General features: G+C 61.9%; 11 protein-coding genes. 6 read left to right on the plus strand and 5 right to left on the minus strand.

The annotated features are described in order from the left end of the window. Positions 1-22: 22 nt before the first annotated feature. From QRN04_RS03465 to QRN04_RS03480, 4 genes are read left to right on the plus strand one after another with little or no spacing between them, the layout of a single operon-like run. Positions 23-2,557: a DEAD/DEAH box helicase gene (locus tag QRN04_RS03465; RefSeq protein ID WP_284974755.1), complete on the plus strand. Its 2,535-nt coding sequence runs from the start codon at positions 23-25 to the stop codon at positions 2,555-2,557. A gap of 10 nt (positions 2,558-2,567) precedes the next feature. Continuing rightward, on the plus strand, positions 2,568-3,935 hold the full coding sequence (locus tag QRN04_RS03470) for a CoA transferase (RefSeq protein WP_284974756.1): 1,368 nt from the start codon (positions 2,568-2,570) through the stop codon (positions 3,933-3,935). Positions 3,936-3,983: 48 nt separating this feature from the next. Further along, positions 3,984-4,511 (plus strand): GNAT family N-acetyltransferase, encoded by a 528-nt coding sequence (locus QRN04_RS03475; protein WP_284974757.1) that lies wholly within the window; start codon positions 3,984-3,986, stop codon positions 4,509-4,511. Further along, a complete protein-coding gene (locus tag QRN04_RS03480; RefSeq protein WP_284974758.1) occupies positions 4,504-5,862 on the plus strand; it encodes an alpha/beta fold hydrolase in 1,359 nt (452 codons plus the stop codon). The genes QRN04_RS03475 and QRN04_RS03480 overlap by 8 nt, the downstream gene beginning before the upstream one ends. Positions 5,863-5,922: 60 nt before the next feature. Here the strand turns inward: QRN04_RS03480 and QRN04_RS03485 are convergent, their stop codons facing one another. The 3 genes from QRN04_RS03485 to coaE all read right to left on the minus strand — a co-directional run bounded on the left by QRN04_RS03485 (position 5,923) and on the right by coaE (position 10,484). After that, entirely contained in the window at positions 5,923-6,951 is a 1,029-nt protein-coding gene (locus QRN04_RS03485) for a TerC family protein (RefSeq protein WP_284974759.1), read from the minus strand. Between the two features lie 165 nt (positions 6,952-7,116). Then, complete coding sequence (gene uvrB, locus QRN04_RS03490; RefSeq protein WP_284974760.1) at positions 7,117-9,216, minus strand: excinuclease ABC subunit UvrB; 2,100 nt, start codon at positions 9,214-9,216, stop codon at positions 7,117-7,119. Between the two features lie 29 nt (positions 9,217-9,245). Further along, positions 9,246-10,484: a dephospho-CoA kinase gene (gene coaE / locus QRN04_RS03495; protein WP_284974761.1), complete on the minus strand. Its 1,239-nt coding sequence runs from the start codon at positions 10,482-10,484 to the stop codon at positions 9,246-9,248. Between the two features lie 22 nt (positions 10,485-10,506). Between coaE and QRN04_RS03500 the strand changes: the two genes are divergently transcribed. Continuing rightward, a complete protein-coding gene (locus QRN04_RS03500; RefSeq protein ID WP_284974762.1) occupies positions 10,507-11,220 on the plus strand; it encodes an IMPACT family protein in 714 nt (237 codons plus the stop codon). Continuing rightward, the gene (locus tag QRN04_RS03505; RefSeq protein WP_284974763.1) at positions 11,204-11,680 is read left to right on the plus strand and encodes a GNAT family N-acetyltransferase; all 477 of its coding nucleotides are present in this window, start codon (positions 11,204-11,206) and stop codon (positions 11,678-11,680) included. Before QRN04_RS03500 ends, QRN04_RS03505 begins: the two co-directional genes overlap by 17 nt. A 129-nt stretch (positions 11,681-11,809) precedes the next feature. On the opposite strand, the gene rpsA is transcribed toward QRN04_RS03505, so the two are convergent. Then, positions 11,810-13,291, minus strand: coding sequence for a 30S ribosomal protein S1 (gene rpsA, locus QRN04_RS03510; RefSeq protein WP_167266766.1), 1,482 nt, complete (start codon positions 13,289-13,291; stop codon positions 11,810-11,812). A gap of 201 nt (positions 13,292-13,492) precedes the next feature. Then, on the minus strand, positions 13,493-14,797 hold the full coding sequence (locus QRN04_RS03515; protein ID WP_502868755.1) for a GNAT family N-acetyltransferase: 1,305 nt from the start codon (positions 14,795-14,797) through the stop codon (positions 13,493-13,495). Between the last annotated feature and the right edge of the window lie 19 nt (positions 14,798-14,816).

A 14,816-nucleotide genomic window follows, 5' to 3' on the forward strand; every position in this document is an offset into this window, starting at 1 on the left:
GCGGGCACTAAGCTGGAAACCAATGAAACTTCTTGAGCAGCTTCCCGGTTCCGCCGATGCCGAATCCCTTGGGCCCGACGAGATATACACGCGTTTTGTGGAATGGACCGAAAGCCGGGGACTGCAGCTTTACCCTGCCCAGGACGAGGCCATCATGGAGCTTGCTTCCGGTGCCAACGTCATCCTCGCCACCCCCACCGGCTCGGGTAAATCCCTGGTAGCTATTGCCGCCCACTTCGAAGCAATGTCCCGGGGCCGTCGCAGCTACTACACCGCGCCGATCAAGGCATTGGTGTCGGAAAAGTTCTTTGCCCTCTGCGAGATTTTTGGGGCGGAAAACGTTGGCATGATCACGGGAGACTCGGGGGTGAACCAAGACGCGCCGATCATCTGTTGCACGGCCGAGATCCTGGCCAATATTGCCTTGCGCGAGGGCGCTGCAGCGGAATTGGGCGCTGTGATCATGGACGAATTCCATTTCTACTCTGATCCGCAGCGTGGCTGGGCGTGGCAAGTACCGCTGCTGGAACTGCCGCAGGCCCAATTCCTGTTGATGTCCGCCACCCTCGGGGACGTATCCCGGTTCGAAGCAGGACTGTCCGAGCTCACGGGCCGCGCCACCACCACTGTCAGCTCAGCTGAACGACCCATTCCGCTCCATTACTACTACCACCTGACCCCGGTCCACGAGACGTTGGAAGAACTTCTCGCCACCAAGCAGGTTCCGGTCTATGTGGTGCATTTCAGTCAGGCCGAAGCGATCGAGCGCGCCCAGAACCTGATGAGCATCAACATGTGCAGCCGGGACGAAAAGGACCGCATCGCCGAGCTGATCGCCGGTTTCCGCTTCGCCGCCGGGTTTGGCAAGACCCTCAACAGGCTGGTCCGGCACGGCATAGGCGTGCATCACGCCGGCATGCTGCCGAAGTACCGGCGCTTGGCGGAACAGCTTGCACAGGCCGGCCTCCTGAAAGTGATTTGCGGTACCGACACTTTGGGTGTGGGCATCAACGTCCCCATCCGAACCGTGCTGCTCACGGCATTGAGCAAGTACGACGGCGTACGCACCCGGGTGCTCAACTCCCGTGAGTTCCACCAAATTGCCGGTCGTGCCGGCAGGGCGGGTTACGACACTGCGGGCACGGTGGTGGTGCAGGCGCCGGAGCACGTGGTGGAAAACACCAAAGCCATGGCCAAGGCCACTGCCAAGTTCGGCGATGACCAGAAGAAGCTCCGGCAAGTGGTCAAGAAGAAGCCGCCAGAGGGCTTTGTGTCCTGGGGCGAACCTACGTTTACGCGACTGGTGGAGTCCGTCCCGGATCCCCTCACCTCCAGCTTCTCCGTTTCCCACGCCATGCTGCTGAACCTCATGGAACGGCCCGGAGACCCCTTCCACGCAGCGCGCCGCCTGCTCACCGAGAACCATGAAAGCCGTCCGGCCCAGTTGAAGCTGATGAAGAAGGCACTGGGAATCTACCGGGAACTCCTGGCCGCGGGGGTAGTGGAACGCATCCCGGAGGATGAGCGCGACGCCGAGGGCCGGTCTGTGCGGCTGACTGTGCACCTGCAAGCAAACTTTGCCCTCAACCAGCCCCTTTCGCCTTTCGCTTTGGCGGCGCTCGAGCTCCTGGACCCGGAGTCGCCGTCGTATGCCCTTGATGTTGTTTCGGTCATTGAATCCACGCTGGAGAAGCCGCGACAGATTCTCTCGGCCCAGCAGAAGAAAGCACGCGGCGAGGCCGTGGCGGCAATGAAGGCCGAGGGCATGGAGTACGACCAACGCATGGCCCTGCTGGACGAGGTCACCTACCCTATGCCTTTGGCGGAGATACTCGGCGAAGCGTTCGAGGTCTACCGCAAAGCCGCGCCTTGGGTGGGAGACTTCGAGCTGGCACCGAAATCGATCATCCGGGATATGTACGAGCGCGCCATGAACTTCGGCGAGTTTGTCCAGTTTTACGGCTTGGCCCGCTCCGAGGGCATCGTGTTGCGATACCTCGCTGACGGCTACCGCGCCCTCAGGCAGACTGTCCCCCAGGACTTGCTCCGCGAGGACCTTGAGGACCTTATTGCGTGGTTGGGTGAACTGGTGCGCCAAGTGGACTCCAGCCTGTTGGACGAATGGGAGGAGCTCACTTCCGGCCTCACCCCCACTCCGCACGATGCTCCGCCGCCGCTGCCGCCGTCCCTGACGTCCAATGCCCGGGCTTTCCGGGTGATGGTCAGGAACGAAATGTTCCGTAGGGTGGAGCTCTTCGCTGACGAGGATTCGGCCGCCCTGGGTGAACTGGATGCCGAGTCCGGCTGGGACGCCGAGCGTTGGGAAGAAGTCCTGGACGACTATTTCGACGAACACGACGACATTGGCACCGGTCCCGATGCCCGGGGCCCCGGGCTCCTGATCATCACCGAAGAACCCGGCATCTGGAAAGTCCGCCAAATCTTCGACGACCCGGCCCACAACCATGACTGGGGAATCTCCGCGGAAATCGACCTGGCTGCCTCCGATGAAACCGGAACGGCAGCAGTGCGCGTCACGGACGTGAACAGGCTCTAGGACCAGAGCTGTGGCTTCAGTTCCGGACCTCACCGCCAGTCTCCGTCAGGTGGCCGCCCTTGATGGGCAGCCGCCGGCGCCGGTTGTAGGTCCGCGACGCTGGTGGGATGGACCGCTCGACGTCGAAGGTCTTGCCTTGGGTGCCGTGCAGGCCACCGCAACCGCACTAAACGCCCTAACCGGCGCGGCGGAAAGGTACACGGTCTCTTCCGCAGCGGCCTCGGCTGCCTTTAATTCGCTGGCACACCTGCGAGTTGACGGGCGAGAGTCACAGAGCTTTGGACCCATGTCAGGATTCCGGCAAACCTCGGACGGCTGGATCCGGCTCCATGCCAATTACCCGCACCACGCCGCCGCCCTAATGGCCGCACTCGGTGCTTCGGATCCTGAAGGTGTGGTGCGCGCCCTGCTGTCCCAGGCAGCGGTGGATGCAGAGCATGCCATTGTGGCGGCCGGTGGTGTAGCCGCTGCTGTGCGGACACGCGGCGAATGGCTCATGAGCCCGATGTACCAAGCGGCACGCTCCGGGCCCTGGATCAGTTTGACCCCTCCACCGAAATCCGGGGAACATCGCCCGTCGTCGTGGCTTCCGTCAACCGACCCCATGACACCGCTGGCGCACCTTAAAGTCCTGGACTTGACCCGGGTCATCGCCGGCCCCACGGCTACCCGTGTCCTTGCTGCATTGGGAGCAGACGTCCTCCGCATCGATCCCCCGTCCATCCCCGAACTGCCTGATGCGTTCATTGATTCAGGATTCAACAAGCGCAGCACGGTGGCTGACTTCCGCGACAATCGCGTTGTGGAACGGGTGCAGGCGCTTGCGGCCTCTGCCGACGTCGTGGTGAGCGGATATCGCGACGGCGCGTTGCAACGTTTCAGATTGGATCCGGACTCCCTGATGTCGCGGAACCCCGGAACGGTGATTGCGACATTGAGCGCCTGGGGCCGTGGCGGCCCATGGGACGGACGCCGTGGTTTTGACAGCCTGGTGCAGGCAGCCTGCGGAATCGCGGCCCAGTACGGAACGGAAGGTCAAAGCGGCTGGAGGCCCGGAGCGCTGCCCGTCCAAGCCCTCGACCACGCCACGGGCTACGGCTTGGCCGCTGCGGTGCTGGCTCTGTTGGGGGAACGGCTTGTCACTGGGGTGGGGAGCGCTGCTCGGATGTCGTTGGCGCGTACGGCCGAGGAACTCTATCGCGTGACGGCGGCCGATCGTCCCGTCCCGGCTGAAAGTATGCCGGAGCCGGAGTACCACTTCCTGGATAGCCACTACGGCCGTCTACGCTTCGTCGGGCCTCCCCTTCTTGTCGACGGCGTCCAGCTCGCCTTTACCAAACCGCCGGTCAGCTACGGTTCGTCCGCGCTTGCTTGGTGATGAGTTGCGGCCGGCTTGCCCTTCGGCTTGCCCTAGTAAGCTCGGTGCATGAGTGTAATCCGTCCTGCCACCGTTGAAGACATCCCCGCGATCTTGCGCATGATCCATGATCTGGCGATCTATGAAAAGGAACCGGACGCGGTAAAAAACACCCCGGCCATGCTCACGGACGCACTTTTCGGTGAGAACCCCCGGGTGTATGCCACCATGGCCGAGAACTCTGCCGGGACCGTTCAGGGCTTCGCCCTGTGGTTCCTGAATTACTCCACCTGGGAGGGAGTTCACGGCATCTACCTCGAGGACCTCTATGTGGAGCCGGATGCGCGAGGGGAAGGACACGGCAAGGCCCTGCTCCAGCACTTGGCCGCCACCGCCGTCGAACGCGGCTATGCACGCGTCGAATGGAGCGTCCTTAAGTGGAACGAGCCTTCCATCAACTTCTACAAGAACCTCGGCGCGTACTCCATGGATGAGTGGTCCACTTTCCGGCTGACCGGTGAAGCGCTGGCATCCTACGGCGCCTCCGCGGCCCAGACCTCCGCGGCCCAGTCCACTGCGGCCCTCGCTCGTGGCTGAAGGCCAACTGACCGAAGAGCAGGTGGTTGAAGGTCACCTGATCAGGGGCCGCCACGAATTCCGTGGTCTCCGCACGGTAGAGCACTACTTCACGGTGCCGTTGGTGCACACAGCTGCCAGCGATGAGCGGCCGGACAACGACGGCGAGACCATCACCGTGTTCGCGCGCGAATATTCATCCACGAAGCACACTCCGGAAGAGGCCGAAAACCTGCCGTGGTTGTTGTTTCTCCAGGGAGGCCCGGGCGGACGTGGGAACAGGGTTACATCCCTGTCCGGCTGGATGAAAGCCGCGGCCAAAGAGTTCCGTATCCTGATGCTGGACCAGCGAGGAACTGGCCTGTCCACGCCGGTGGAGTACCAGTCGCTAAGACTGCGCGGGAACGCCACGGCCCAAGCGGAATACCTGACGCATTTTCGTGCTGACTCGATCGTGGCGGACGCCGAGCACATCCGGCGCACCCTGGGCTCGGCACCTTGGTCGGTGTTGGGGCAGAGCTTCGGCGGATTTTGCGCCCTAACGTATCTGTCTTTCGCACCCGTCGGTTTACGGGAAGTTCTCATCACCGGCGGCCTTGCTCCCCTGCACGGCGCTGCCGACCGTGTGTACCAAGCAACCTTTCGCAGGGTAGCGGCGCGGAATTCCGAGTACTTTTCCTGGTATCCCGAGGACCGTGACGAGGTCAACCGCATCATGCGCCATCTTCGGGACGTCCCGGAATACCTGGCCAGCGGCGAGCGGTTGACCCCCGAGCGCTTCCAAATGGTGGGCTCATTCCTGGGTGGCAACGCCCGGGTTGATGCATTGCATTACCTGCTGGAGGATGCCTTCATCACCACCCCGGACGGGCCTCGACTGTCTGAGGCATTTCTGGAGCAAGTCCGGGGACTGGTCAGCCGGGCGGCAAATCCGCTCTACGCCGTTTTGCACGAATCTATTTATGGGCAAGGCCAAGCCACTAAGTGGGCGGCCTGGCGGGTGCTGGAGCAGTTCGCGGAATTCCAGCCCGACGCCGAGTCACCACTGCTAACCGGCGAGATGGTGTATCCGTGGTACTTCGAGCAGGATCCAGCCTTGGTTCCGTTCCGCGAGGTTGCTGCACTGCTGGCCGAAAAGGACGACTGGGGCCCACTGTATGACCGTCGTCAATTGGCCGCGAACACCGTCCCGGTTGCGGCGGCAGTCTATAAAGACGACATCTATGTGGATCATGCGCTTTCAATGGAAACAGCAGCGGCCGTCCATGGACTGGAACCCTGGGTGACCGGCGACTTCCACCACGACGGCATCGGTGAAGACGGTGAGGGTATCTTCGGGCGGCTCTTGGCCTTGGTCCGGTCGGCCGAATAAGCCAGGACCGACCAGCAGCGGCCGTGCACACATTGGTGCGCGGCCGCTGCTGCCTGCGGGCTAATCCGCTTGGCTGTGACTCTTCTTCGCATCCTCCTCCAGGCGCGCGTCCAGCTCCGCCTGGCGGCCTGCTGGACTCATCAAACTGGCGATGACGGCCACGATGATGGTGCCCATGATGACCGCCAAGGAAACATACGTCGGAATCTCAGGTGCCCACGCGATGTGATGGCCTCCGTTGATGAACGGAAGCTCGTTGACATGCATCGCGTGGAGGACCAGTTTGACGCCGATGAAGGCCAAGATCACTGACAGGGCGTGCTTGAGGTAAACGAGACGCGTCATTAGGCCGCCGAGTAGGAAATACAGCTGACGCAAGCCCATCAGGGCGAAAATGTTGGCCGTGAACACGATGAAAGCGCTTTGAGTGAGGCCAAAGATCGCCGGGATGGAGTCGACGGCGAACAGCAGGTCAGTGAGGCCGATGGTCACAAAAACGATCAGCATGGGCGTGAAAACCTTCTTGCCCCCAACCACGGTCCGGAGCTTGCCGCCGTCGAACTTTTCGGACATCGGCAACACGCGGCGGAGACGGGCAATCAGCGGGTTTTCAACGCCCTCCTCCTCGTCTTCGCCAGTGTCGCGCGCCTGCTTCCAGGCCGTCCACAAGAGGAAGGCTCCGAAGATGTAGAAGATCCAGCTGAACTGCACAATGACCACAGCGCCCAAGGCTATAAAGATTCCGCGAAGTACCAGCGCGATGATGATGCCTACCATCAACACTTCCTGCTGATACTTCCGGGGCACCGAGAAGCGCGCCATGATGATGATGAAGACGAACAGGTTATCGATACTCAGGCTGTACTCAGTGACCCAGCCGGCGATGAACTGGCCGCCGTATTCCGGGCCGGTGAAGTAGAACATTGCAGCGGCGAAGATCATCGCCAAGGCAACGTAGAAACCGACCCACAGTCCGGCTTCCTTCATTGAAGGTTCGTGGGGGCGCTTGAGCACCAGGAGAAGGTCAATCAGCAAAATGATTCCGAGGACGACGAATGAGCCGATCTCGAACCAGACGGGGAGCTCCATTACAGGGCCTTTCGCAGGGTACGGGAAAGCGGTGTAAGTCTCTCCGGCCTGCTGGATGCGTTGACTGCACCGCTGGCGACCCACTAAGTCCGGCGAGGCATCCATGCCTTGCGTGTTGACGGACGTAGCGCTTGGGATACTCCCCTACGTCGGCTCAAGCTTACCTTAGGCGTGACCGGCGGCCTGCATTTGCCGTAGCTCTCGCTTGAGGTCTCCAACCTCGTCCCGAATCCTGGCGGCAACCTCGAATTGCAGTTCCGCTGCGGCGCCGTGCATCTGCTCCGTCAGCTGTTCGATCAGTCCCACCAGGTCTTCGGCAGGCGCAGCGGCAAGCCCGTCCTTGCGAACAGTGGCCGCACCCTTGGCTGCTGACTTGCCGCGCTTCGCCCCCTTGGCGAGACGGTTGTTGTTCAACAATTCCTGGGTGTCGGCGTCTTCCTTGGCCAGCTGATCCGTGATGTCGGCAATCTTCTTCCGCAACGGCTGCGGGTCGATGCCGTGGTCTGCGTTGTATTTGACCTGGATGGCACGACGACGGTTGGTCTCCTCGATGGCGTGGGCCATCGAGTCGGTAATCCGGTCGGCATACATATGGACCTGGCCGGACACGTTGCGGGCCGCGCGGCCGATGGTCTGGATCAAGGACGTTGACGATCGGAGGAAGCCCTCCTTGTCAGCGTCGAGGATGCTCACCAGGGAAACCTCGGGCAAGTCCAAGCCTTCCCGGAGGAGGTTGATACCGACCAACACGTCGAAGACGCCCATGCGCAACTCACGAAGCAACTCAACCCGGCGCAATGTGTCCACATCCGAGTGCAGGTACTCCACTTTCACGCCATGCCCCACCAGGTAGTCGGTGAGGTCCTCGGCCATTCTCTTGGTCAACGTGGTGACCAACACCCGCTCATTCTTTTCGGTGCGGGTGCGGATCTCGCCCAGGAGGTCGTCGATTTGGCCCTTGGTGGGCTTGACCACCACCTCGGGATCAATCAAGCCCGTGGGCCGGATAATCTGCTGGACGTAGCCGTCCGCCTTTCCGAGCTCGTACTTTCCCGGAGTCGCCGAGAGGTAGACGGTCTGGCCGATCCGTTCAAGGAATTCATCCCATTTCAGGGGGCGATTATCCATGGCCGACGGGAGCCGGAAACCAAAGTCCACCAAGTTGCGCTTACGTGACATATCGCCCTCGTACATGGCCCCGATCTGCGGGATGGTCACGTGGGACTCGTCAACCACCAGGAGGAAGTCCTCAGGGAAGTAGTCAAGAAGGCAGTGTGGGGCGGTCCCCGGGCCACGGCCATCAATATGCGAAGAATAGTTCTCGATGCCGTTGCAGAAACCCATCTGCTGCATCATCTCGAGGTCATAGGTGGTGCGCATCCGTAAGCGTTGAGCCTCCACGAGTTTGTTCTGGCTCTCGAGGACCTTCAATCGGTCCGCCAGCTCGTCCTCGATCCGTTTGATGGCCCAGGCCATCCGTTCGGGGCCGGCAACATAGTGCGAGGCCGGGAAAACATACATCTCTTCCTCATCGCGGAGCACTTCGCCCGTCAAGGGGTGGAGGGTTTGGATGTTCTCGATCTCGTCCCCGAAGAACTCAATGCGGATGGCAAGTTCCTCATACATAGGGATGATCTCCACGGTGTCGCCGCGGACCCGGAACGTTCCGCGGTGGAAGTCCATGTCATTGCGGGCGTACTGCATCGAGACGAACTTCCGCAGGAGCACGTCCCGGTTCATTTCCGCACCCTTGCGCAGGGTGACCATCCCGGCGATGTACTCTTCCGGGGTTCCCAAACCGTAGATACAGGACACGGTGGCCACCACAATGACGTCGCGACGCGTCAACAGGGCATTGGTTGCGGAGTGGCGGAGGCGTTCCACTTCCTCGTTGATGGAGGAGTCCTTCTCGATGAACGTGTCCGTTTGCGCGACGTAAGCTTCGGGCTGGTAGTAGTCGTAGTAGGACACGAAGTATTCCACCGCGTTATTGGGCAGCAATTCGCGGAATTCGTTGGCCAGCTGAGCCGCCAGGGTCTTGTTTTGAACCATGACCAAGGTGGGTCGTTGCACCTGTTCAATGAGCCAGGCCGTGGTGGCACTCTTACCCGTACCGGTGGCACCCAGGAGGACGACGTCCTTCTCTCCGTTGTTGATCCGCTCGGTCAGTTCGGCAATCGCGGCAGGCTGATCGCCGGCGGGCTTGTACTCACTGACAACTTCAAAGGGCGCGACAACACGGTTGATTTCCTGGGCGAGGCTCATGAATCCAATCTACTCCTGCCCACCGACAGCTATTGGCTCCGTTTGCGCTCAGCGGAAGTGGAGTACGACGGCGGTTCCCACCCCGTGCGTTCGGCCCACTCATCCATGAGCGGCGACGCCACCTCCGTAAACCACGGCTCCTTGGCATCAGCGTAAGGAACGGTAGAGGAATCCCCGGCATGCTTGTCCGCGAGGTCCCTTTTATGCGCCTCATACGCTGAGACGGCGTAGGGCTCAGCCAGCAGCCAATCGCGAAACAACAAAGCGTATCGCCAACCCGGCGTCCCGGCCGCCCGAACATGCAGATTGGCTGCCCTGCCGGGGTCAGCATTGGCATGGAAGCGCTTCTGCCACTGTTCCGGGTCAGGTGCCGAGGGCTTCGGGGTATCGCGGTCCACCGCTGGCACCCTCGGGAATCCGGCCGCCGCCACGAGCGGAGCGATGTGATCCGCCGTCGCCATGTCTGTGACTGTTACTTGCAGGTCGATGACGTCCTTCGCAGCCAAGCCCGGGACCGCCGTCGAGCCAATGTGGTCCACGGCCAGGATGTCTCCCGGCGCAGCGGCCAATATCCGTCCTGCCAACCTTCGGGCGGCACGGGGCCAGCCCTCCTCCGACTCGACGATCACCGGGCCCTCCTGCCTGCTGGCCCTGGTGCCGCGGCTGATGTTCTCGGCAAAGGGCACGAGCCGATCCGTCCACAGCGCGTCCACCGCGGCCAGCAGATCGTTCCGGTCACGCGAGTTGTCCAGTACGACGTCGGCAGCTTCGTTGCGCTCTTGGCGTGTAGCCTGGGCGGCAATCCGTGAATGTGCTTCTTCCGGTGTCATCCCCCTCAACTCCACCATCCGTTGAACCCGGACATCCTCAGGTGCGTCCACCACCACCACCAAGTGGAAGTTGCTGCCCTGCCCGGTTTCCACGAGCAATGGGATGTCCTGAACCACGATGTCACTTTCGGTTGCCTGGGCCATGGTTGCGGCAGCGCTCTGGCGAACGAGGGGGTGGATGATGCCGTTGAGCACTTCACGCTGTGCTGGATCACGGAAGACGATGGCACCCAGTTTGGGCCTGTCGAGCTCGCCGTCCTCAGTGAGGATGCTTGGGCCGAATGCCTCCACCACACGTTCCAGTCCGGGAGTTCCGCGCTCCACCACGCGGCGGGCAATGAGGTCGGCGTCGATAAGGAGCGCGCCAAGTTCCTGCAACCTGGAAGCCACCAACGATTTTCCTGAGGCGATACCGCCCGTAAGCCCGATCTTCAGCACTCCTCAACACTAGACTGAAGCGGTGGAAAGTGAGGAGGAGAGCCGGGCAACCAGCTACACGACTCTTGCTCCCGGCGCGGATTTCCGCCACGAACTGGATATCCGTCGCTCCAGGTTCATCACGGTCCTCCGGCGCTCCCCCACTGAAGAAAGCGCCCGCTCCCTGGTGGCCGAGCTGCGCCGCGAATTCCATGACGCCCGGCATCACTGCTCGGCATTCGTCATAGGCCCTGACCGGATGATCCAACGCTCCAGCGACGACGGGGAGCCCTCCGGCACCGCAGGCGTGCCCATGTTGGAGGCACTCATTCGCCGTGAAACCGCCGTCCGTGGGACCCAGGAAGCCAACGACGGCGGCCACCTCAGTGACGTTGCCGCCGTCGTGGTGCGCTATTTCGGCGGCATCCTGTTGGGCGCAGGCGGGCTTGTTCGCGCGTACTCCGAGTCAGTTTCCAGCGCCTTGGATCTCGCGCCGCTGGTGAGGCGCCGCCGGTTGCGGCTCTCTGCCATGGAGATCCGCCATTCTGATGCCGGCCGCCTGGAAAATGAACTGCGGGCCGCCGGTTTGGTGATGGCACCAACGGAGTATCTTCCGAGCCACGCGGTCCTTCGTGTGGCCCTCCCCGACGACGCGCGGGACCTTGCTGACGCACACGCTCGTGTTTCGTCCTTGACTGCTGGCATGGTCGAACTCCAGCCCGAAGGAGCTGAGTGGGTCGATGTTAACTTTGATTGACGTGGATGGCTCCGTGATGAACCAGCTATTGGCCTTTGCAAAGGCTGATGCGGATGCCAATGAAGTGACGCCGCTGATGGGTGAAGCGCCGGGGTGGAATGCTGAGCGGATCGCGTGGTTCACCGCTTATCACTCCGCCGCGACGCGAATCGACGGTCCGGCGCGAGAGAAGACATGGGCTGTCATAGTCGATGGCACAATTGCCGGCTCCGTGCGATTGAAGCGTACCGGCCCCAACGCCGTCGAATCAGGTATCTGGCTGGGGCGGTCATTCCGAAACCGAGGTCTCGGTGGCCAGGCCCCGCAGCAGGTGGTGGCGAAAGCAGCCGGGTATGGTGCCACTGTGCTGGAAGCCTCCACCAGTATGTCAAATACCGGTGCTCAATCATTATTGCTCTCGCTCGGCGCCGAATTTCACCGCAATGGTACCCAGGTAACGGCCCGGCTGATGCTTGGGTAGCGCGGGCCCAGTTTGCCGTAGAGGAGGCACGGCCTGCCTTGACGCGGACTCGGGTTAAAGCAGAGGACCCCCGCCCGAAGGCGAGGGTCCTCTGTCGGCTTTCAGCACATCCCGTGAGGGCGGGCGGAATTAGTTGCCGGTCAGCTTCTCACGCAGTGCGGCAAGCGCCTCGTCAGATGCCAGGGTGCCGCCGCCAGTGTTGGACTCAGCAGCAGCCGGCTCCGAGGAGTAGCTGGTGGTGCCGGAATCGGACTCACCGGACGTGGCAGCAGCAGCGTCGTCAGCAGCGTGCTGGGCAACCTGCTTCTTGTGGGCTTCCCAGCGCGTCTGGGCGTCAGCGTACTGCTGCTCCCAAGCTGCACGCTGGTTCTCGTAGCCTTCGAGCCATTCGTTCGACTCGGGGTCGAAGCCCTCAGGGTACTTGTAGTTGCCCTCTTCGTCGTACTCAGCGGCCATGCCGTACAGAGCGGGATCGAACTCGGTGCTGTCAGCGTCAACGCCCTCGTTAGCCTGCTTGAGGGAGAGGGAGATGCGGCGACGCTCGAGGTCGATGTCGATGACCTTGACGAACAGTTCGTCGCCAACGGAGACAACCTGCTCGGCGAGCTCAACGTGGCGGACTGCCAGCTCGGAGATGTGCACGAGGCCTTCGATGCCGTCTTCGACGCGAACGAACGCACCGAACGGAACCAGCTTGGTGACCTTACCCGGAACGACCTGGCCCAGGGCGTGGGTGCGGGCGAAGGTCTGCCACGGATCTTCCTGCGTAGCCTTGAGCGACAGGGAGACACGCTCGCGGTCCAGATCCACTTCGAGGACCTCGACGGTGACTTCCTGGCCAACCTCGACAACCTCGGACGGGTGGTCGATGTGCTTCCAGGACAGCTCGGAAACGTGAACGAGGCCGTCCACGCCACCCAGGTCCACGAAGGCACCGAAGTTGACGATGGAGGAGACGACGCCGGGACGAACCTGGCCCTTTTCCAGCTTGTTGAGGAACGTGGAGCGAACCTCGGACTGGGTCTGCTCGAGCCATGCACGGCGGGACAGCACAACGTTGTTGCGGTTCTTGTCCAGCTCGATGATCTTGGCTTCGATCTGCTGACCGATGTACGGAGCCAGGTCGCGGACACGACGCATCTCGACGAGGGATGCGGGCAGGAAGCCGCGCAGGCCGATGTCCAGGATGAGGCCACCCTTGACAACCTCGATGACGGTACCGGTAACGACACCGTCTTCTTCCTTGACCTTCTCGATGTCGCCCCAGGCACGCTCGTACTGAGCACGCTTCTTGGAGAGGATCAGACGGCCTTCTTTGTCTTCCTTGGTGAGAACCAAAGCTTCGACCTGATCGCCAACGGCGACAACGTCACCGGGATCAACATCGTGCTTGATGGAAAGCTCGCGGGAAGGGATGACACCTTCGGTCTTGTAACCGATGTCGAGCAGAACTTCGTCGCGGTCGACCTTGACGACGGTACCTTCGACGAGGTCACCGTCGTTGAAGTACTTGATGGTCGCGTCGACAGCTGCGAGGAAGTCCTCAGCGGTACCGATGTCGTTAATGGCGACTACGGGGGTACCGGGCTTCTCGGTGGAGGTGATGGTCATGTAGTAGGGGCTCCGTTGTGGATAGTAAGTCGGTCAGGCAAACCGCTGCCGCCCGGGTCCGGACGGCAGAACACGGCAAAGCGCCGGGTCATCCTGATTTGTGGATTAATACAAATGGATGCATGCACGTAGTACACGCCCGTTTATTCTAGTCGCATTGGCAAAGCGGGGTCAAAAGCAGTGCGAACGGAAACTGGACTGTTAGAAGTGCGTGACGCACCGTGACGGTCGCTCCACGGCAAACAGCTGCTGGGCCCGGAAAACCGAGCCTGCACTGTGTTCTTGGATCCGCCCCGCGGCTGCCAAGGTAACTGGCGACACCGCACCCACGTAGATGGATGCAAGATCGGCTACGTCCATTGTCAGTTCCGGAGACTGACCCGACGCTTCCTCCACGACGGCGGGAGCACCGGCGTCGGACTCAACTACCCAGGTGCCGCTGGCAAGACCCAACGCGTCTGTCACCTCCACCACCAATCTTCCCGACGCAGAAAGTGTCCTGGCCTCCAGGGCGGCCTTCACATCAAGAACCCTCAGCCACAGCATGTCGCGCACGTCGGAGGAGGCGACACAGCGTGGATCTTCCAGCGCCCATGTTAACGGGTCATCCACGGGCGCTTCGGTCCACGTCACTTGGTCTATGAGGTCAAGGCTTCCGAGGAAGCGCCAAATGTCCACGTACGCCGCATCGGTGGCGGCAATGAGGTCCACGATTTCCATGGTGAACGGCTTGGCCTCCCATCCCTTGAAGCGATAGGAAACGTAGCCGTCCACGGCTCCCGCAGCGTCATAATGCAGGGCGCTGCGAATACCGGCGTCGGGCTTTCCGTCGCCGCCGAGCTGGCCGGAAGCAGTAAGCCGGTAATACTCCTGCCGGTCCACCGACCCGGGGGTCACTTGGTGGAGGCGTCGGAATACCTCAGGTGCCACCTCCAACAGCGCAGCGGGATCGGAGACTTCCATTCGACCCGTCGGCTCTCCCCTGAGCCGGAAACGCGGGCCGGTGTCCACCGCTATGGAGCGTTCGAACGTGGCGACGCCGAACCCGAACCTGCCATAAATGGACCCCTCGGACACTGTCAACGCCGCGATGGCCAAACCCTCATCCTTGGCGCCCTCAAGGTCCGCCGTGATCAGTCCGCGGAGAATCCCTTTGCGGCGATGGGTCCCCCGGACCGTCACGGCAGTTACCAAGTGGGCTTTCACGAGCCGGCCGAAGCCAACGTTGAGGCTCTTGCGCATGGTGGCGTACGTGGCAACCGGCACCTCGGCACCAAGGGCGTGTTGAGGAACGTTGCCGCTGACGTAGACGCCGGTAAATTCGCGGCCGTCTACCTTGTAGCTGGCTAAAGCCCTGGCCACATGGTCATCGGTGCGCCGCTGCTCGTGGAATCCGTGGGAGACCGCATGCATCCAGTCCGCGCAACGGCGGTACCCGGGGCCGTCCGGGCCAGCGGCCCTAAATTGCCGCACAGTGTATTCGGCGTGGACGGATGGGTCCGGAATCTCTACAGGGACGTTATCC

Source organism: Arthrobacter sp. efr-133-TYG-104, assembly GCF_030208915.1.
In the GTDB taxonomy this organism is placed as follows: domain Bacteria; phylum Actinomycetota; class Actinomycetes; order Actinomycetales; family Micrococcaceae; genus Arthrobacter.